At 64.1% G+C, this 17,597-nt stretch carries 14 protein-coding genes and 1 pseudogene; 10 read left to right on the top strand and 5 right to left on the bottom strand.

The window, feature by feature from the left end:
* The 4 genes and pseudogenes from TSO5_RS33525 to TSO5_RS28055 all read left to right on the top strand — a co-directional run.
* A pseudogene (locus TSO5_RS33525) lies at positions 1–100 on the top strand (succinate--CoA ligase subunit alpha); the annotation flags it as partial.
* A 269-nt stretch (positions 101–369) separates the two neighbouring features.
* The gene (locus TSO5_RS28065; protein WP_109154696.1) at positions 370–3,324 is read left to right on the top strand and encodes a 2-oxoglutarate dehydrogenase E1 component; all 2,955 of its coding nucleotides are present in this window, start codon (positions 370–372) and stop codon (positions 3,322–3,324) included.
* A gap of 40 nt (positions 3,325–3,364) precedes the next feature.
* Entirely contained in the window at positions 3,365–4,609 is a 1,245-nt protein-coding gene (gene odhB / locus TSO5_RS28060) for a 2-oxoglutarate dehydrogenase complex dihydrolipoyllysine-residue succinyltransferase (protein ID WP_109154695.1), read from the top strand.
* A gap of 189 nt (positions 4,610–4,798) precedes the next feature.
* Positions 4,799–5,524, top strand: coding sequence for a hypothetical protein (locus TSO5_RS28055; RefSeq protein ID WP_109073344.1), 726 nt, complete (start codon positions 4,799–4,801; stop codon positions 5,522–5,524).
* Between the two features lie 55 nt (positions 5,525–5,579).
* Here the strand turns inward: TSO5_RS28055 and TSO5_RS28050 are convergent, their stop codons facing one another.
* Positions 5,580–6,251 carry a YopT-type cysteine protease domain-containing protein gene (locus TSO5_RS28050; RefSeq protein ID WP_158282497.1) on the bottom strand — a complete coding sequence of 224 codons (672 nt, stop codon included), beginning with the start codon at positions 6,249–6,251 and terminating at the stop codon, positions 5,580–5,582.
* Positions 6,252–6,598: 347 nt separating this feature from the next.
* Here TSO5_RS28050 and TSO5_RS28045 point away from each other — a divergent pair, with 347 nt between their 5' ends.
* Complete coding sequence (locus TSO5_RS28045) at positions 6,599–7,051, top strand: PAS domain S-box protein (protein WP_109154693.1); 453 nt, start codon at positions 6,599–6,601, stop codon at positions 7,049–7,051.
* A 139-nt stretch (positions 7,052–7,190) separates the two neighbouring features.
* Positions 7,191–8,441, top strand: coding sequence for a formyl-CoA transferase (gene frc / locus TSO5_RS28040; protein WP_109073341.1), 1,251 nt, complete (start codon positions 7,191–7,193; stop codon positions 8,439–8,441).
* Between the two features lie 191 nt (positions 8,442–8,632).
* Here the strand turns inward: frc and TSO5_RS33080 are convergent, their stop codons facing one another.
* Together TSO5_RS33080 and TSO5_RS28030 are read right to left on the bottom strand one after the other, a co-directional pair.
* The gene (locus TSO5_RS33080) at positions 8,633–8,779 is read right to left on the bottom strand and encodes a hypothetical protein (RefSeq protein WP_199231041.1); all 147 of its coding nucleotides are present in this window, start codon (positions 8,777–8,779) and stop codon (positions 8,633–8,635) included.
* A gap of 249 nt (positions 8,780–9,028) precedes the next feature.
* On the bottom strand, positions 9,029–9,445 hold the full coding sequence (locus tag TSO5_RS28030) for an HRDC domain-containing protein (protein WP_109154691.1): 417 nt from the start codon (positions 9,443–9,445) through the stop codon (positions 9,029–9,031).
* A gap of 226 nt (positions 9,446–9,671) precedes the next feature.
* Between TSO5_RS28030 and TSO5_RS28025 the strand changes: the two genes are divergently transcribed.
* Together TSO5_RS28025 and TSO5_RS28020 are read left to right on the top strand one after the other, a co-directional pair.
* Positions 9,672–10,664, top strand: a complete 993-nt coding sequence (locus TSO5_RS28025; protein ID WP_146203850.1) for a hypothetical protein — start codon at positions 9,672–9,674, stop codon at positions 10,662–10,664.
* 99 nt (positions 10,665–10,763) lie between these two features.
* Entirely contained in the window at positions 10,764–10,976 is a 213-nt protein-coding gene (locus TSO5_RS28020; protein WP_109154689.1) for a hypothetical protein, read from the top strand.
* Positions 10,977–11,019: 43 nt separating this feature from the next.
* Here TSO5_RS28020 and TSO5_RS28015 read toward each other — a convergent pair whose 3' ends face one another.
* Positions 11,020–11,493 (bottom strand): ferritin family protein, encoded by a 474-nt coding sequence (locus TSO5_RS28015; protein WP_109154688.1) that lies wholly within the window; start codon positions 11,491–11,493, stop codon positions 11,020–11,022.
* A gap of 177 nt (positions 11,494–11,670) precedes the next feature.
* Here TSO5_RS28015 and hrpB point away from each other — a divergent pair, with 177 nt between their 5' ends.
* Positions 11,671–14,241, top strand: a complete 2,571-nt coding sequence (gene hrpB, locus TSO5_RS28010; RefSeq protein WP_109154687.1) for an ATP-dependent helicase HrpB — start codon at positions 11,671–11,673, stop codon at positions 14,239–14,241.
* Positions 14,242–14,739: 498 nt separating this feature from the next.
* Positions 14,740–15,111, top strand: a complete 372-nt coding sequence (locus TSO5_RS28005) for a MarR family transcriptional regulator (protein ID WP_109154686.1) — start codon at positions 14,740–14,742, stop codon at positions 15,109–15,111.
* A 92-nt stretch (positions 15,112–15,203) separates the two neighbouring features.
* On the opposite strand, the gene TSO5_RS32420 is transcribed toward TSO5_RS28005, so the two are convergent.
* Positions 15,204–17,453 (bottom strand): SIR2 family protein, encoded by a 2,250-nt coding sequence (locus tag TSO5_RS32420; RefSeq protein ID WP_158282496.1) that lies wholly within the window; start codon positions 17,451–17,453, stop codon positions 15,204–15,206.
* Positions 17,454–17,597: the final 144 nt, after the last annotated feature.

The following is a 17,597-nucleotide window of genomic DNA, read 5'->3' as shown; positions in this document are numbered from 1 at the left end:
CGCCGACTTCAAGATCGACTTCATGAAGTCGGTCGGCATCGCCGTCGCCGACAGCCCCGCCAGCCTGGGCTCCACCATGCTGAAGGTGTTCAAGGGCTGATCGCCTGCGGGCGTCGCCTCAAGGTGACGCCCACGGCCTCCGGCCTTTGAAAAGAGGACGCCTCGAAAGAGGCTGACGGGCGGGACGCTGCGGTGCCCCGCCCGCCGCCTCTCTGGTCGGCCCTCTGGACGGACGGTCCTGGGGACCCATATGCAAGCGTCGGCGGTCTCCCCGCCGGCGCTGGCACATGGGGATCCAACGATCCCCCGTCCCCTTCCGCCTTAAAACCATCTCCCACAGGGACCCGGGTCCACGCCCGAGGTGAAACCATGTCGGCAAATCTGGAACAGACCTCGTTCCTCTTCGGCTCGAACGCCGGTTACGTCGCCGAACTCTACGCCAGCTACCTGTCCAACCCGGCCGCCGTCGACCCCAGCTGGAACAGCTTCTTCCAGGATCTGGACGAGGATTCGCGCGCCGTCCTGGACGAGCTGCGCGGCGCGTCCTGGACCGTGTCCGATCTGGAGGACCCCAAGGCCAAGCGCGACCCGGTCGCCGAGAGCTTCATCGTCGGTCTCCCCAACGGCGCCGCTCCCAATGGCGCCGCCGCCGCGATGAACGGCCCGGCAAACGGCGCCATGCTGGCCCACACCCAGCAGGTCTATGGCGGCATCAGCCCGCAGCAGCTGCGCGCCGCCACGCTGGACAGCATCCGCGCCCTGATGCTGATCCGCGTCTTCCGCGTCCGCGGCCACATGAACGCGCATTTCGACCCGCTGGGCCTGGAAAAGCGCGAGCCGCACCCGGAACTGGATCCGGCGACCTACGGCTTCGGTCCGGACGACCTCGACCGTCCGATCTTCCTGAACTACTCGCTCGGCCTGGAAACGGCGTCGCTGCGCCAGATCCTCGAGATCCTGCACAAGACCTATTGCGGGACGATCGGCGTCGAGTTCATGCACATCCAGGACCCGGAAGAGAAGGCCTGGATCCAGGAGCGCATCGAGGGCGGCCGCAACCACACCGACTTCACGGTGAACGGCAAGCGCGCCATCCTGGAGCGCCTGACCGCGGCCGAGGGCTTCGAGAAGTTCCTGCAGCTGAAATACACCGGCACCAAGCGCTTCGGCCTTGAGGGCGGCGAGTCGATGATCCCCGCGCTGGAGCAGATCCTGAAGCGCGGCGGCCAGCTCGGCCTCCGGGAAGTCGTCGTCGGCATGGCCCACCGCGGCCGTCTGAACGTGCTGACCAACTTCATGGGCAAGCCCTTCTCCGCCGTCTTCTCGGAGTTCCAGGGCAACCCGTCGAGCCCGCAGGACGTCCAGGGTTCGGGCGACGTGAAGTACCATCTCGGCACCTCGTCGGACCGTGACTTCAACGGCAACATCGTCCACCTGTCGCTGACCGCCAACCCGTCCCACCTGGAATGGGTCAACCCGGTCGTGCTGGGCAAGGTGCGCGCCAAGCAGCAGCAGCGCCGCGATCTCGAGCGCGAGCAGGTGATGGGCGTGCTGATCCACGGCGACGCCGCCTTCGCCGGCCAGGGCATCGTGGCCGAGACGCTGGGCCTGTCGGAGCTGCGCGGCTACCGCACCGGCGGCACCATGCACTTCATCATCAACAACCAGATCGGCTTCACCACCAACCCGACCTATTCGCGGTCGGGCGTGTACTGCTCCGACATGGCCAAGATGGTGCAGGCGCCGATCTTCCACGTGAACGGCGACGATCCCGAAGCCGTCGTCCATGTCAGCCGCATCGCCATCGAGTTCCGCCAGAAGTTCAAGCGGGACGTCGTGATCGACATGGTCTGCTACCGTCGCCACGGCCACAACGAGGGCGACGAGCCGGGCTTCACCCAGCCGCTGATGTACAAGAAGATCCGTGCCCACGCGACCACGCGCGAGCTGTACGCCAAGCAGCTGGTCGAGGAGAACGTGATCACCCAGGCCGAGGGCGACCAGATCACCCAGGACTTCATGAAGAAGCTGGAGGGTGAGTTCGAGGCGTCCAGCACCTACAAGCCGAACAAGGCCGACTGGCTGGAAGGCAAGTGGGCCGGCCTGCAGGCGCAGGGTGCCAACTCCGCCCACCGCGGCGAGACCGGCGTGGACATCGACAAGCTGAAGCAGATCGGCTTCAAGCTCTGCGAGTACCCGAAGAACTTCGCGATCAACTCCAAGATCGCGCGCCAGCTGGAAGCCAAGAAGAAGACGCTCGAGTCGGGCGAAGGCATCGACTGGGCGACCGCCGAGGCGCTGGCCTACGCCACGCTGGTGGCCGAGGGCACCGGCGTCCGCCTGTCGGGCCAGGATTCCGGCCGCGGCACCTTCTCGCACCGCCATGCGGTGATGTACGACCAGAACACCGAAGAGAAGTACGTCCCGCTCTGCCACGTCAGCCCGGATCAGGCGACCTTCGAGGTCCATGACAGCCCGCTGTCGGAAGCCGCCGTCGTCGGTTACGAATACGGCTATTCGCTGGCCGAGCCGCACAATCTGGTGCTGTGGGAGGCGCAGTTCGGCGACTTCGCCAACACCGCCCAGACCATCATCGACCAGTTCATCTCGTCGGGCGAGTCCAAGTGGCTGCGCATGTCCGGCTTGGTGATGCTGCTGCCGCACGGCTACGAGGGCCAGGGTCCGGAACACTCGTCCGCCCGTCCGGAACGCTTCCTGCAGATGTGCGCCGAGGACAACTGGCAGATCTGCAACGTGACGACGCCGGCCAACCTGTTCCACGTCTTCCGCCGCCAGATCCGCCGCAGTTTCCGCAAGCCGCTGGTCCTGTTCACGCCGAAGTCGCTGCTGCGCCACAAGCTGTGCATCTCCGACCTGTCGGAGATGGGGCCGGGCAGCACGTTCCACCGCGTGCTGGGCGAGACCGCCAACGATCTGGCCGCCAACGACAAGATCCGCCGCATCGTGGTGTGCTCCGGCAAGGTCTATTACGACCTGCTGCAGGAGCGCATGAGCCGCGGCATCAAGGACGTGGTCATCCTGCGCCTGGAACAGCTCTACCCGTTCCCGAAGGACGCTCTGGCGGCCGAGTTCGCCAAGTATCCGAACGCCGAGCTGGTCTGGTGCCAGGAAGAGCCGGAGAACCAGGGCGCCTGGTTCTTCGCCGACCGCCGCCTGGAAGCCGTGCTGAAGGACGTCGGCCACAAGGCCGGCCGCCCGTCCTATGTCGGCCGCCCGGCCACCGCCTCGCCGGCGACCGGCCTGCTGAAGCGTCACAACCAGGAGCAGGCCAAGCTTCTGGACGAAGCCCTGACGGTCCGCTGACCATCACCCAAGCGAACAAGAAGACGAACGAGGATAAAGAATGGCTACCGACATCAAGGTCCCCACGCTGGGTGAGTCCGTCTCCGAGGCGACGGTTGCCCGCTGGCTGAAGAAGGCCGGCGAGGCCGTCGCCATGGACGAGGCGCTGGTCGAGCTGGAGACCGACAAGGTCACGCTTGAGGTGAACGCGTCGACTGCCGGCGTGCTGGCCGAGATCGTCGCTCCGGAAGGGGCGAACGTCGAGGTCGGCGCCCTGCTGGGCGTCATCAACGAGGGCGCCAGCGCCGGCGCCGCTCCGGCTGCTGCTGCCCCGGCGCCCGCCGCTGCTCCGGCTCCGGCCGCCGCGCCGGCCCCGGCTCCGGCCGCCGCCGCTCCCGGCAACCTGGCCGCTTCGGGCCCGGCCGCCCGCAAGCTGGCGGACGAGAAGGGCATCGACGGCTCGTCCATCGCCGGTTCGGGCAAGGATGGCCGTGTGACCAAGGGCGACGTGCTGGCCGCCCCGGCCGCCAAGCCGGCCGCTCCGGCCCCGGCTCCGGCGCCGAAGATGGTGTGGGCCGCCGGCACCCAGGGCGACCGTCCGCGGGCCGCGCAGGAAGAGCGCGTCCGCATGACCCGCCTGCGCCAGCGCATCGCCGAGCGTCTGAAGGAGGCCCAGAACTCCGCCGCCATGCTGACCACCTTCAACGAGGTGGACATGTCGGCGGCGATCGCTCTGCGCGCCGAGTACAAGGACTATTTCGAAAAGCGCCACAAGGTGCGGCTCGGCTTCATGTCCTTCTTCGTCAAGGCCGCCGTCCAGGCCCTGAAGGAGATCCCGGCCGTCAACGCCGAGATCGACGGCACCGACATCGTCTACAAGAACTACTATGACATCGGCGTCGCCGTCGGCACGCCGCAGGGTCTGGTGGTTCCGGTCGTCCGCGACGCCGACAAGCTGGACTTCGCCGGCGTCGAGGGCACCATCGCCGCTCTCGGCAAGAAGGGCCGCGACGGCAAGCTGTCGATGGACGAGCTAACCGGCGGCACCTTCACCATCTCCAACGGTGGTGTCTACGGCTCGCTGATGTCGACCCCGATCATCAACCCGCCGCAGTCGGCCATCCTCGGCATGCACAAGACGATGGACCGCGCGGTCGTCGTCGGCGGCAAGATCGAGGTCCGCCCGATGATGTATCTGGCGCTGTCCTACGACCACCGCATCATCGACGGCAAGGAGGCGGTCACCTTCCTCGTCCGCATCAAGGAGCTGATCGAGGATCCGCGCCGCCTGCTGCTGGACGTCTGATCCGGAAAACCGGGTTCAATGACGCAAGGAAGGGCGCCGCGAGGCGCCCTTTTCTTTTGCCGATGCGACCGAAACCGCGCTTACAACCAAAACAAAAACACAAATGCCGATAACAATCGCTCCGGTTCGTTGACAGCCCCTGCGTGCCGGTATTGTCTCGGCTTCCCGTTTACGACGAAGGGCGCCATCATGCCGGTCAATATCCTCGATCTGGCCGTTGCCGCGAACACCGTCTACAATTTCCAGAAGGGCCGCGGCAACGACGCCGCCGCCTTCAACAAGGCGGACGGGGCACGGCGGTCTCCGCCCGGCTTCCAGGTGATCTTCACCCATGAAGATATCGACGTCGGCTTCTTCGGCGCCGTCTATCAGGAAAAGCACTCCGACCAGTACATCATCGCCTATCGCGGCACGGCGGTCGGCAGCAGCACGTCGGGCCAGATGGCCGGCACCAAGAACCTGAAGACCGACATCGCGCTCTACACGATCGAAAGCCTGCCCGCCGGCATCCGTGCCGCCCATCTTCTGCTGGAACAGGCGAAGATGCTGCTGGGCGCCGCCCGTCCGATCCTGTGCGGCCATTCGCTGGGCGGCGCCATCGCCACCATCGTCGCGGTCGAGACCGCGCTGCCCTGCTGCGCCTTCAATGCGCCGACGGTGTCGAAGATGGTGCGCGGCGGCATCATCCACGGCCCCTATGTCCGGGTGCCCACCGAAGATCTGGCGTCCATCGAAAAGCAGATCATCAACTTCAACCTGCAATGGGACCCGATCAGCAAATCGTCGAAGGCGGTCGGCAAGGTGATCAAGCTGCCGGCGACCCTCTCCACCGGCGGCCATTCGCAGGACAAGGTGGTCGCCAACATCAAGTCCAGCAAATACGCGTCGATGCCCTTCTTCAGCCTGGTGGGCTGATCTCGATCGGGTTCCTGTTCAATTGGCCGGGCAATCGTCCGGTCAATTGCCCAGATCAATTGAACGAGATGCTCTGCACCACGAACTCCTTTACTTTATAGTCGACGGTCGACCCGTCCCGCTTCACGAAGTTGCGGTATCGGTCGACCAGTCCGGCGAACAGATCGCCGACGCTGCCGCTGGACGCCTTGTATTCGCCGAAGTTGGGATCGAAGAAATACAGGTGCGATCCCAAACCGAAAGCCTTGCCGCCGGACTTGTAGCAGCAGGTCGCGTGCGCCATCCCCCGCTGTTCGAAGATCATGGTGACGACGTGATAGGTGTGGGGGCTGGCGGTGGCGGTGCTGATCGCCTTCATCACCTCCTTGACGCTTTCGGGATTGGTGGCGCTCACCCATTCCGTCTTGGTCGATGCGATCTTGAACCCGGCCTGCGCCATCGCCTGGTTGCGTGATCCGAGCTGCTCGGAGGACAGGTCCAGATCGTGGCTCAGTTCGGCGCCGTAAAGGCGCTGCTTGATGCTGGCGTGCAGGATCGTGTTGTCCAGGTCGATGTAGGCGATGCGCGCCTTCGACGTTTCGCCCTTGTGCGAGCGGTGGCGCGCGATCCACTCAAGACTGAGGCCGAAGCAGATGCCGCTGTTGACCTCGTGGTCCGCGGGAAACAGCCGCTGGATCGGCATGCGCTGCTTGAACGGCGCCACACAATAGCTGTCGAACGCGGCCATTCCATTCCCCATCGATGTCAGAAGATCGAACTCCGGCGGTCCCTCCGGTCGGACGCCGCCAACCTTACGCTATGTCAGATAATCATTCGATTACAATTGATTGGAACTTTCAGCAAATCCTCAGCTTCCCCTCTCCGGCCAATTCCTGCTGCGGCGGTCATCGCTTGACCTCTCCCCCGATCTGTTCGCTTCCACCACAGTTCGGGTCCCTCTCAAATCCTCTTGCATGGTCGATGGTATCTGGTATACGGTATCGATAATGTCAGTGCGGCACGCTTTACGGGCCACCGCCGCACCGGCTCCCCCGGCGCCCAATCCAAGAGGGGGCGAGCGCCAAGGAGATCGACATGGAACAGACAGCAGCAGCGGGTTCGCCCGCGGTTGTGGATTGCGAACAGTTGGTGGCGGTGATCGGCGACGCCGTCATCGTGTCCGACCCGACCGGCGCCATCATCCTGTGGAATGCGGCGGCGGAACGGATGTTCGGCTTCACCGCCGACGAGGCGATGGGCAAGTCGCTCGACATCATCATTCCCGAACGCCAGCGCCAGCGTCATTGGGACGGCTACGAAAAGACCATGGCCACCGGCGAGACCCGCTACGGCCATGACCTGCTGCGGGTTCCGGCGGTCCACAAGGACGGGCACAGCCTGTCGATCGCCTTCACCGTCGCGCTTTTGCGCGGGACCGACGGTGGAGTGACCGGGATCGTCGCCGTGGTGCGGGACGAAACCGCCCGCTGGACCGAAGAACGGAAACTGCGCCGCCGCCTCACCGAACTCGAAGCGGCGGCCGGCTGACGGCATCTGGCGGCAATTAGCGAATTCCGGCCGATAGCGACCTCGACGCCCCCCTGATCTCCGGGCGTGGCCCGGCCGGGCAGAAGAGCAAGTCCAAGAGACAATCTGAAACTACGTGAAAAAAGGGAGTGTTGCAGTCATGACCAAGCCGCTTGAAGGCATTAAGATCATCGACTTCACCCATGTGCAGGCCGGCCCCGCCTGCACCCAGCTTCTGGCCTGGTACGGCGCGGACGTGATCAAGGTCGAACGTCCGGGCGCCGGCGACGTCACCCGCAACCAGCTGCGTGACATCCCGGACGCCGACGCGCTCTATTTCACGATGCTCAACAGCAACAAGCGCTCCCTGACGCTGGACACCAAGACCGCCGAAGGCAAGGAAGTCCTGACCCGTCTGATCCGCGAATCCGACGTGCTGGTGGAGAATTTCGGCCCCGGCGCGCTCGACCGTATGGGCTTCAGCTGGGACAAGATCCGCGAACTGAACCCCGGCATGATCGTCGCCTCGGTCAAGGGCTTCAGCGACGGCCACCATTACCAGGACCTGAAGGTCTATGAGAACGTCGCCCAGTGCGCCGGCGGCGCCGCGTCGACCACCGGCTTCTGGGATGGCCCGCCGACCGTGTCCGCCGCCGCTCTCGGCGACAGCAACACCGGCATGCACCTCGCCATCGGCATCCTGACCGCCCTGATGGCCCGCACCAAGACCGGCAAGGGCCAGAAGGTCGCCGTGTCGATGCAGGACAGCGTGCTGAACCTCTGCCGCGTCAAGCTGCGCGACCAGCAGCGCCTCGACCGCGTCGGCTATCTGGAGGAATACCCGCAGTACCCGCACGGCAAGTTCACCGACGTGGTTCCGCGCGGTGGCAATGCCGGCGGCGGCGGCCAGCCGGGCTGGGTGCTGAAGTGCAAGGGCTGGGAGACCGATCCCAACGCCTACATCTACTTCACCATCCAGGGCCATGCCTGGGCGCCGATCTGTAAGGCTCTCGGCCGCGAGGAGTGGATCGACGACCCGGCCTACAACACCGCCGAGGCGCGCCAGGACAAGATCTTCGACATCTTCGCGGTGATCGAGGATTGGCTGAAGGACAAGACCAAGTTCGAGGCCGTCGACATCCTGCGCAAGTTCGACATCCCCTGCTCTCCGGTCCTGTCGATGAAGGAGATCGCCAACGACCCGTCGCTGCGCGCCAGCGGCACGGTCGTCGAGGTCGACCACAAGGTGCGCGGCAAGTACCTGACCGTCGGCAGCCCGATCAAGTTCTCCGACATGAAGGTCGAGGTCACCGGCTCCCCGCTGCTCGGCGAGCACACCGACGAGGTCCTGGCCCAGCTCGGCTACAACAAGGACCAGATCGCCGCCATGCACGAAGCCAAGGTGGTCTGAGGCGGGTCGCACTTGCCCCCACCCCGACCCTCCCCCGCTGGGCGGGGGAGGGAGTCTGTCGCAGGGCGGCGGAGTTCCCTCCCCTGCGGAGCGGGGGAGGGTTAGGGTGGGGGCAAAGTGGCAACCACCACGCAAAAACGACAACGGCGCCCCATGCGGGCGCCGTTTCCTTTTTCCAAACCCTCGGTGCCTTACGCCTTTCCGCTGCGCTCCAGATCGTCCAGGATTTCCCCGGCCCGGCTGGTCAGGGTGTGGGCCAGCCGGTCGTAATGGCCGTTACCGGTCATGCGGGCGCGCCGGGCGGCATCCGCGCCCAGCTGGGCCAGCTCAAGGGCCATCTTCCGATAGTCCGGAACTGCGCTCCACGCCGCGTCGGCCGCGCCGGCCGCGCCGGCCGCGACGCGAGCCTTCGGATGATCTTTCGAAGCCACAAACCACCCCATCCATCGATGCCGGTGAAGGGCGCAATCCTGGCACGCCGGCGCTCAGGAACCAACTGACGCTTACGGCAGCAGCGTCACAGCCTTTGGATGTGCAAGGGACCAGCCGAACCGTATAGGACCCGCCCGGACTCCGCCGCAATCCGGTCAGTCGATCAGCAGGTCCAGCGTCGAGCGGACCACCTGCACGATCTCCCCGCCATAGGGCGAGCTGGCCTGACCGCGGGCGTTGACGATGATCGACAGCTCATGCTCCGTCGTCGGGGCGAAGCGAGCGATCTCCTGCACCAGATCGTCGGCCAGGATGACGTCGCGCGTCACCCCGGCCTGGGCGGCGGCCTTGTCGCGCCAGCCGTTCAGCGCGGCGGCGATGGCCGCCTCGATCTGCTGCGACTCCTCCTTGCGGCGGAGGTCGGTGAACAGCACCAGCACCCGCCACGCGCCGTCAGCATAGGCGGTCTCGATACGCTGGACCTCGACCGTCCGCAGGAAGGCGGACAGTTGCACCTGCGCCTCTTCGGCGGCGGCGTCGGGAATGGAGAAGGTGCGGATCTCGGTGCTCATCGCCCAACCTTGCTGAAAGGCTTCCCTGGATGGAGGAAGCCTACACAGAAATGGCGCGTTCGGCAAACCGGGACCCTGCCACGGGGGTGTTCCGGGGCCTTGGGGATACCCCCAATTTCCACGGGCCGAATCTGCTCCCCCGCGCGTTGTGGGAGGAGACGACGCGCACCGGCACCCGGCCAATTCCCCTCGCCCGTCCCACGCCTCCACCGCTTGGAGACCCCAGATGACCCATCCCGAACCGCAGGAGCCGCAATCCGCCCACCCCCTTCACGAGGAGCCCACTCCCGACTCCGCCGCGACACCGCGCCGCGGCGGGCGACGCTGGTGGATGCTGGGGACCGGGCTGCTGCTGGCGCTGGGCGGGCTGGCGGTGCTGGCGGTCCTGTGGGTTGGCTCGATGCTCTACGACCAGCCCTTCGCCTGGTACAACCTGAACCGCATCGACGCGATGGCCGACCGGGTGTCGCGCAATCCCGATTCGGTGATGGTGGTCGCGCTCGGCGACACCGCGCTGCGCGACGCCACGCTGGACGAGGGGGGCATGACCAGGATCGCCGCCGAGCGCGGCGTGCCCAACCTGGAATTCCTGCGCATCGTCCACCGGCAGGCCCAGTTCGCCGATTTCGAGCCGCTGCTCGACCGGCTGATCGCCGTCAAGCCGACGCTGATCCTGCTCGACCGCAACCTGCTGACCGCCAGCCGCAGCCCGTTCGACGAGCTGGAGCGCTACGGCCACGGCCTGATGCGGCTCTATCGCGGGCAGGCCTACGTGCAGGATCAGGTGGCATTGCAATACCGGCGCGGCTGCGGCCCGACGCCGTCGGCCTGGCTGACTGGAGGAGCGCCCGGCGCCGTCGACGGCTCCACCGCCACCGCGCGGCAGGTGCGCGCCTTCATCGACCGAGCCTGGGCCGCCGGCATCCGCGTCGCCCTGATCGAGGTGCACAGCCGCCCCGCCGAGCCGCGCTCCACCGGCCTGATCGCCACCGCGTCCGCCGCCGAGCCCTCCGCTGCTCCCTCTGCCATCAACCTGCCGCTATGGAACTACGATGACGAGGACGCCATCCCCGCCACCGCCTGCGGCCAAGCCAGCGCCGATGGCCGCAGCGCCTTCTCCGCCTGGCTGACCGGCGGCATCGCCGGGGCGGTGGCCGGCGCCCAGCCCGACCGCATGCCCGGCCGCGCCGTGGTGACCGAAGCCGCCGCGTTGCCGTAATTGCCGCAGTACAACCGTCCCCGTTCTTTCCACCTTCCGATTTAACCACTTTTTGTTTATGGTTTTGTCGTCGGGCGAGTCGCAACAGGAGACGGATGCATGGCTTCCATCATGATCAAGAAGGCTGGCGAAGGGCTGGTCTCGCAGGCTCACCGCAACGCCGACGTCGGCCCGACCAGCGGCAGCTCGGTCGTCTATGAAATCCAGAATGTGCCGGGCGACGTCAGCGTCGACGACGTGATCGCCGCCTTCAAGAGCTACAAGCCGGTCGACAAGCTGTACGAGATCGACTGGTCCGCCCTGTCAAAGTAACCAGGGGAGGGGGCCGCCAACGCCCCCTTCCTCACACGCCCATTTACTGCTGCAGCGCCGGATAGCGCTTGGCCCACACCTCCAACTGGGCGACATGCTCGGCCTCTTCGGCGGCGAACTCCTCGGCCATCATGCGGACTTCCGAATCGGTGGTGGTCTTCGCCACCTCGGCGTAGAAGGCCTGCCCGCGCTTTTCGCTCTCCAGCGCCAGTTCCAGCGCGTATTCCACCGTCATCAGATAGTGCGAGCCTTCCATCGAGGCCGCTTCCGGGCTGTCACCGTCCGGCCACTGGAAGTCTTCCGGCGCAAGGTCGGGGATCTTGCGGAAGCCCGACCGTTCCCGCGCCTCGGCAAGATGCAGGCGCGAGAATTTCGCCATCTGGCCGAAGAAGGCCGCGACCTCCTGGTTGCCATAGGTCTTCATCGCTTCCGACAAGTCGGCGAAGCGGTTGGCGGCGTCCTCCTCCAGCGCGCAGGCGTGGGCGAGGAACAGGGCGGCGTCGTGGATTTCGGTCATGGATCCCTTTGATAAGCGAATAAGCCCGACGACCCCAAAACCATACATTTTTTACGGTCATCGGTCGCGGCCCCTGTCCCCCTCCCCCGCCCCTGCGACCTTTTGGCGCGCGCCGTGCCGACCGCCTCCCGAAAACCATTGCCTTTCCCGCCGGTTCGCGGCAGCAGACTCCCCCTCATGAGCAAGCCCGCCTTCCCCGCCCTCCCCATTGATCCCGTCCTGCCCGCCCTCTTGGAGGCGCTGGACAGCCGCGGCACCGCCGTGCTCCAGGCCCCGCCCGGCGCCGGCAAGACCACGCGGGTGCCGCTGGCCCTGCTGGAGGCCGGTTGGCTGAAGGGCCGCAAGATCCTGGTGCTGGAGCCGCGGCGCCTTGCCGCCCGCGCCGCCGCCCGCCGGATGGCGTCGATGCTGGGGGAGGCGGTGGGCGAGACCGTCGGCTACCGCGTGCGCCTCGACACCAAAATCGGCCCGAAGACCCGGATCGAGGTGGTGACCGACGGCCTGTTCCTGCGCCAACTGCAAGAGGACCCGGAGCTTCCCGCCGTCGGCGCCGTCCTGTTCGACGAGTTCCACGAGCGCGGCATCGACAGCGACCTCGCCCTTGCCCTGGTGCAGGAGGCGCGCGGCGCGTTGCGCGACGACCTGCGCCTTGTCGTCATGTCGGCGACGCTGGACGCCGCCCCCGTCGCCACCCTGCTGGCCGACGCGAATGGCCCCGCCCCGATGGTGACCAGCGAGGGCCGCGCCTACCCCGTCGAGACCCGCCACCTAGACGCTCCGACCCAAGGCAACCGCATCGAGGACGCCGTTGCCGCCGCCGTCCGCCGCGCCCTGCGCGAGGAGCCCGGCAACGCCCTGGTCTTCCTGCCCGGCGTCGGCGAGATCCGCCGCGTCCAGTCCCTGCTCGACCAGTCCGACCTCGGCCCCAACACCATCATCGCCCCGCTCTATGGCGATCTGTCGGCCGACGCGCAGGACCGCGCGATCTCCCCCACCCCGCCCGGCCAGCGCAAGATCGTGCTGGCGACCTCCATCGCCGAGACCAGCCTGACCATCGAGGGCATCCGCATCGTGGTGGACAGCGGCCTGATGCGGGTTCCGCGTTTCGACCCGCGCGGCGGCATGACCCGTCTGGCGACGGTGAAGGTCAGCCAAGCCTCTGCCGAGCAGCGCCGCGGCCGCGCCGGCCGTCTGGAGCCCGGCGTCTGTTACCGCCTGTGGCCGGAAGCGACGCACAAGGCCCTGGCCCCCTTCACCACGCCGGAGATCCAGGACGCCGACCTTGCCCCGCTGGCGCTGGAGCTTGCGGTGTGGGGTGTTTCCGACCCAGCCACCCTGTCCTGGCTCGACCAGCCGCCGCTCGCGGCGATGGCCCAGGCGCGCGAGCTGCTGACCGGCCTCGGCGCGCTCGACCGGTCCGATCAGAAGGGGGGCGCCATCACCCCGCACGGCCGCCGCATGGCCGGCTTCGGCGTGCATCCGCGTCTGGCCCACATGATGCTGGCCGGCAAGGCGATGGGCCAGGGCGCGCTCGCCTGTCTGGTCGCGGCATTGCTGGGCGAGCGCGACATCGTCCGCAGCCAGCCGGGCTTCCGCGACGCCGACCTGGGCCTGCGCGTCGACCTGCTGCGCGGCGAGGAGCGCGGCGGCCATGGTGCGGCGCGCGGCCTCAGCGTCGATCGCGGCGGTGCCCAGCAGGCGGTGAAGCAGGCGCGGCAGTGGCGCCGCCAGCTTGGCGTGCGCGACGACGACGTGATGGACTCCAACGCCGTCGGCATTCTGGTGGCGCTCGCCTATCCCGACCGCATCGGCCAGCGCCGCCCCGGCGGCCAACCCGGCGGGGTGGCGGCGCAGTATCGCCTGTCGGGCGGGCGCGGCGCCTATTTCCAGGAGGCCGAGCCGCTGTCGGCCGAGGAGTGGCTCGCCATCGCCGACCTCGACGGCGCCGCCCGCGAATCCCGCATCTTCCTGGCCGCCCCGGTCACGCTGGCCGATCTGGAGGAGAGCTTCGCCGACGACATCCGCACCGAGACCATCGTCGCCTGGGACGCGCGCGAGCAGATGGTGCTGGCGCGCCGCCGCCGCATGCTGTTCGCCCTGATCCTGAAGGACGAGAAGCTGGCCAAGCCACCGGCCGAGGCGATGACCGCCGCGATGATCGAGGGCATCCGCGCGCTCGGCCCAAGCTGCCTGCCCTGGACCGACGAGCTGCGCAAATGGCGCACCCGCGTGATGTTCCTGCGCGCGCGGGAGGGCGACGTGTGGCCCGACCTGTCCGACCCGGCCCTGATGGACGGCCTGGAGGAGTGGCTGGCCCCCTTCCTCGACGGCGTGTCGCGCCGCGCCCATCTGGAGCGCATCGACCTGTCGAGCGCCTTGCGCGCCCTGCTGCCCTGGGAGTTGCGGACCCGCCTGGACGCCGAGGCCCCGACCCATGTCGAGGTGCCGAGCGGCTCCCGCATCCCCATCGACTATGACGGCGAAGAGCCGGTTCTGGCGGTGCGCCTGCAGGAGATGTTCGGCCTTGCCGAGACCCCGCGCATCGCCGGCGGCCGGGTTCCGCTTCTGCTGCACCTGCTGTCCCCCGCCCGCCGCCCGGTGCAGGTCACCCGCGACCTCGCGAGCTTCTGGGCCAACGCCTACAAGGCGGTGAAGGCGGATTTGAAGGGCCAGTACCCGAAACACTACTGGCCCGACAACCCGCTGGAAGCGGAGCCCACCGCCAGGGCGAAGCCGAGGGGGCGGTAACTCCGTCAACGTCACCGTTTCCATCTCCGACTCCGTCCCCGCCCCCTCCTCCCACCGGTCTTCTTCCTCTCCTTCCAACCGGTCTTCACCCCCTCTCCCATCTGGTCCTCATCCCCCATCCAACCGGTCCTCATCCCCTCTCCCCCCTGGGGAGAGGGTCAGGGTGAGGGGGCAGCAAAGGCGCCGGCCTTTGCCAGGGGATTGCGAAGGGGCAGCATGCCCCTTGGCGGCGCGCGTCAGCGCGCCCGTCCACCCTCTCCCAGTTCCGTCGCCCGTGGCTACAATCACCCTCTCCCGCCCCGGGAGAGAGCGGGGACCCGCCGCGAAGCGGTGGGGAGGGTGAGGGGCACCCCAAGACTCCCGAACCGCATGGCCCCTGCACGTCCCCAACCGAAACCGGACGCAAACGCGGTAGCCGCATCCCCTCCCCCAGCGCATACTGAAACCGCCTCACCGGCCACCACGCCGAAGACAGCGAGGACACCAGGGAGCCCGACCATGCGGACCTTGCATGATTTGTGTGACGAGATGCTGGCGGTCGCCCAGGGCACCCGCGCGGTTCCCCCGGTGCAGTCCGTGACGGATGGCGAGCCGGTCTCCGGCCTTCTCGGCGTGCTGACCCCGGCCAACCGGGCGTTGATGCACCTGATCGCCACGGAACGCCCGGAGACGGTCTCCCGTCTCGCCCAACTCGCCGACCGCGCCCAGCCCAACGTCTCGCGCGCTCTGCAAGACTTGGCGAAGCACGGTCTGGTGCGACTGGTCCGCGACGGCATGAGCATCCGGCCGAAACTGGTCGCAGCGGAAATCGACGTCGATCTGGTGCGCGGGACTTGCCGGGTGGTGCCGATGGCGGTGGCGGCGGAGTAGGGAGCGACTCCGCATCGCCGGGGCCTGGGTGAGTTTCTGTTGCAACTGCTCTCCCCAGACCGGCGTAGGTTACCCGCAATCTCGCGGCGAGACTAATCCAGTCTAACTTGATCCAATGCTCTCTTAAGTGTCCTAACGACACGATCAAGGTTGGAGTGTATTTTAGAAGTCTCTATGGAAGCTTCAAGAATTATTGTCATACCGCTGTACCCAGTTGACTTCTTTATTTCCCATTCATTACTGGACAATATATCCTTTGCTGATCGCAACTTCTCAGTCCAAAGCCTATCGATTCCAGAACGATTTGTTGCTTCAGTTGCAACGTTCTCAAATGATACAGCAACAGACCTGCCTTGAATATCGCCTTTAATTGATATGGTGCGACCAGCCCTAAGTTCTCTGGTGAAAACAGTCGAAAAGCTATTTGACTCATAATCCGCTTCAACAGAACGATATAGGATTTCTTCTGCCCAAAAGTCAGGGGAAATCCCTTGCCACCGCCCTTCTACAACATCGACAAGCTGCTCAAGCTCTGCGGCAATTTGGCGTACTGTTGGCCTATTCTTTTGCTCCGGCGATGTAGAGGTAAGTATTAACCTACGCACTCGTTCATGCGCTGACTGCCACCTGACCGATGGATCTCGCCTAATCTTCTGCTTAAGTATATCAGACCAGTCAGCTGCGTTCCCACCACCAGTAGGTGGAGTACAACCAGTACAAGCGTAAAAAAGAGACATACCAAGTCCATAGGAGTCAACAAGAGCAGATCGCGATTGCTCATTATTAATATCAGCAACTTGCTCAGGCGGATAGTATCCTGCCTCCTCAATATTACCGGTTATAGTGACACCCCTAGCCTTCAAATGCCAGGACATATCATAATTCAGAAGAACCACATCATGCTTTGAACACTCCAACCTAGAAATATCAGACTCGTTATAGTAAAAATATGGAACCATAATATTTGTCGGGCGAATATCTCGATGAAGGACACCCTGAGGCAGATTATGGCTGTGAACCAGATGATTTGCAACGCTAAGTATTATTTTTATGCCGTCCATCCAAAACTTGAAATTCCTTGATTTTACAATTTCGTTTAAATTGTCTCCCTCAATAAAGTCCATAATTATTGAAGTAGGGATTTCATGCGCAACCACATACCTCGCGTTCCCTGGCACATCAGCATTTGAAAGAAAACGAAGAGACTGAACGCCCCGACGAAAGCTATCAAGCTGCGGCCCCTTTTCTAAATTATCTATTTGGATTATCTTTGCCGCAAATGCACTCCCACTCTCATCAACAACCTTCCAGACACTGGAGAAGGAACCGGAGGAAATTTGATCAACAACAGAGTAACCATAGAATATATTAGACGGCTCCCAGTTCTTTACATGCCAAGCTTGGTGAATAGCTCTAGAATAATTTTTTAGGAAGCTTCTGTATTCCAAACTATCTGTGGTTCCTCCATTTTTCTCAATTATAGATTTAGCATACCCAGCAAGCCTCTTCCTGATCTCGTCTTCATCATCTAACATTAATAGCTCTTTTTGAGAAGGGAGATAATCAAGATTGTCAATCTGCGGTATAACCACCGGTGCCTTCTGATCTTTCGAAACAAATTCTCTGAGATCCTTTATTATATCCGACAAAACTGTAGAGTGATCTGATTTCCCTTCACTATCAACATTCGGCTCGTATCGGACAATCTGCACCCCCGCTTTGTTAGCCCAACGGTTGGCGGCGCTATCACGACGATCTGTAATCCAGAAATGCTGTCCAAGGTCTATTCCCTGCTCAGCCAACTCCTGCAAAAAGCCGCCTGCGGCGACATCGTCCGCAGATATCCCAAGAAATACGATTGCACGATCTGCAATAATGTACTTTACAAATTGACAATAGCCTTGATCTGAAATCAAATTTTTCAGATCTGATCTCGTAAATACCCAACTCCTAGCACTTTGATGAATACCATGGAGATTCGCAATGAATGGCTTTCTCCTATTAACAATATGCACATAGTCGGATGCATCTTTACCAGTGAAAACTGCTATATCCTCTAGCGGCCTTACCCTCCTATGAGCTTTTTCCGCGAAACCATCAAGATTCAACGTAAGAAGACCTGAAACCCCAGGCAGACCCCATATATCTCTGTATATTTCCGGAGGTTCGGCGTTATCGGCCCTCTCCAATATAACTCTTAGAGCCGCTTTAAAGCTTGGCTCTCCAATCACTCCTTTTATAATGTCAAATGCGTGCCAAGAATTGTTAGTACCATAAATCTCGTTTATCTCATCCTCTTTCCTTTTCGCCTCTTCATCTTTCAGAAGGCGAATTGATTCCATCGCTTGCTCAACGAGAATTTGGCGAAGTTCGAGCCATGTGGGTAGGTTGGCGGGCCGACTTGCGCCTGCTCCAAGCCAGAACACTACATCCTTGCGCCTTTCCGCATACAGATCACGAAGGCGTCGATATGGAGCCTGATTAGG

The sequence above is a fragment of the Azospirillum sp. TSO5 genome (assembly GCF_003116065.1).
GTDB lineage: Bacteria > Pseudomonadota > Alphaproteobacteria > Azospirillales > Azospirillaceae > Azospirillum.
Note: the sequence above shows the minus strand (reverse complement) of the source record. Positions and strands in the feature narration are given on the sequence as shown.

Coding starts and splice junctions, on each gene's coding strand:
- TSO5_RS28065 (WP_109154696.1), top strand. CDS start 370: ATGTCGGCAAATCTGGAACAGACCTCGTTCCTCTTCGGCTCGAACGCC.
- odhB (WP_109154695.1), top strand. CDS start 3,365: ATGGCTACCGACATCAAGGTCCCCACGCTGGGTGAGTCCGTCTCCGAG.
- TSO5_RS28055 (WP_109073344.1), top strand. CDS start 4,799: ATGCCGGTCAATATCCTCGATCTGGCCGTTGCCGCGAACACCGTCTAC.
- TSO5_RS28050 (WP_158282497.1), bottom strand. CDS start 6,251: ATGGCCGCGTTCGACAGCTATTGTGTGGCGCCGTTCAAGCAGCGCATG.
- TSO5_RS28045 (WP_109154693.1), top strand. CDS start 6,599: ATGGAACAGACAGCAGCAGCGGGTTCGCCCGCGGTTGTGGATTGCGAA.
- frc (WP_109073341.1), top strand. CDS start 7,191: ATGACCAAGCCGCTTGAAGGCATTAAGATCATCGACTTCACCCATGTG.
- TSO5_RS33080 (WP_199231041.1), bottom strand. CDS start 8,779: ATGGCCCTTGAGCTGGCCCAGCTGGGCGCGGATGCCGCCCGGCGCGCC.
- TSO5_RS28030 (WP_109154691.1), bottom strand. CDS start 9,445: ATGAGCACCGAGATCCGCACCTTCTCCATTCCCGACGCCGCCGCCGAA.
- TSO5_RS28025 (WP_146203850.1), top strand. CDS start 9,672: ATGACCCATCCCGAACCGCAGGAGCCGCAATCCGCCCACCCCCTTCAC.
- TSO5_RS28020 (WP_109154689.1), top strand. CDS start 10,764: ATGGCTTCCATCATGATCAAGAAGGCTGGCGAAGGGCTGGTCTCGCAG.
- TSO5_RS28015 (WP_109154688.1), bottom strand. CDS start 11,493: ATGACCGAAATCCACGACGCCGCCCTGTTCCTCGCCCACGCCTGCGCG.
- hrpB (WP_109154687.1), top strand. CDS start 11,671: ATGAGCAAGCCCGCCTTCCCCGCCCTCCCCATTGATCCCGTCCTGCCC.
- TSO5_RS28005 (WP_109154686.1), top strand. CDS start 14,740: ATGCGGACCTTGCATGATTTGTGTGACGAGATGCTGGCGGTCGCCCAG.
- TSO5_RS32420 (WP_158282496.1), bottom strand. CDS start 17,453: ATGGAATCAATTCGCCTTCTGAAAGATGAAGAGGCGAAAAGGAAAGAG.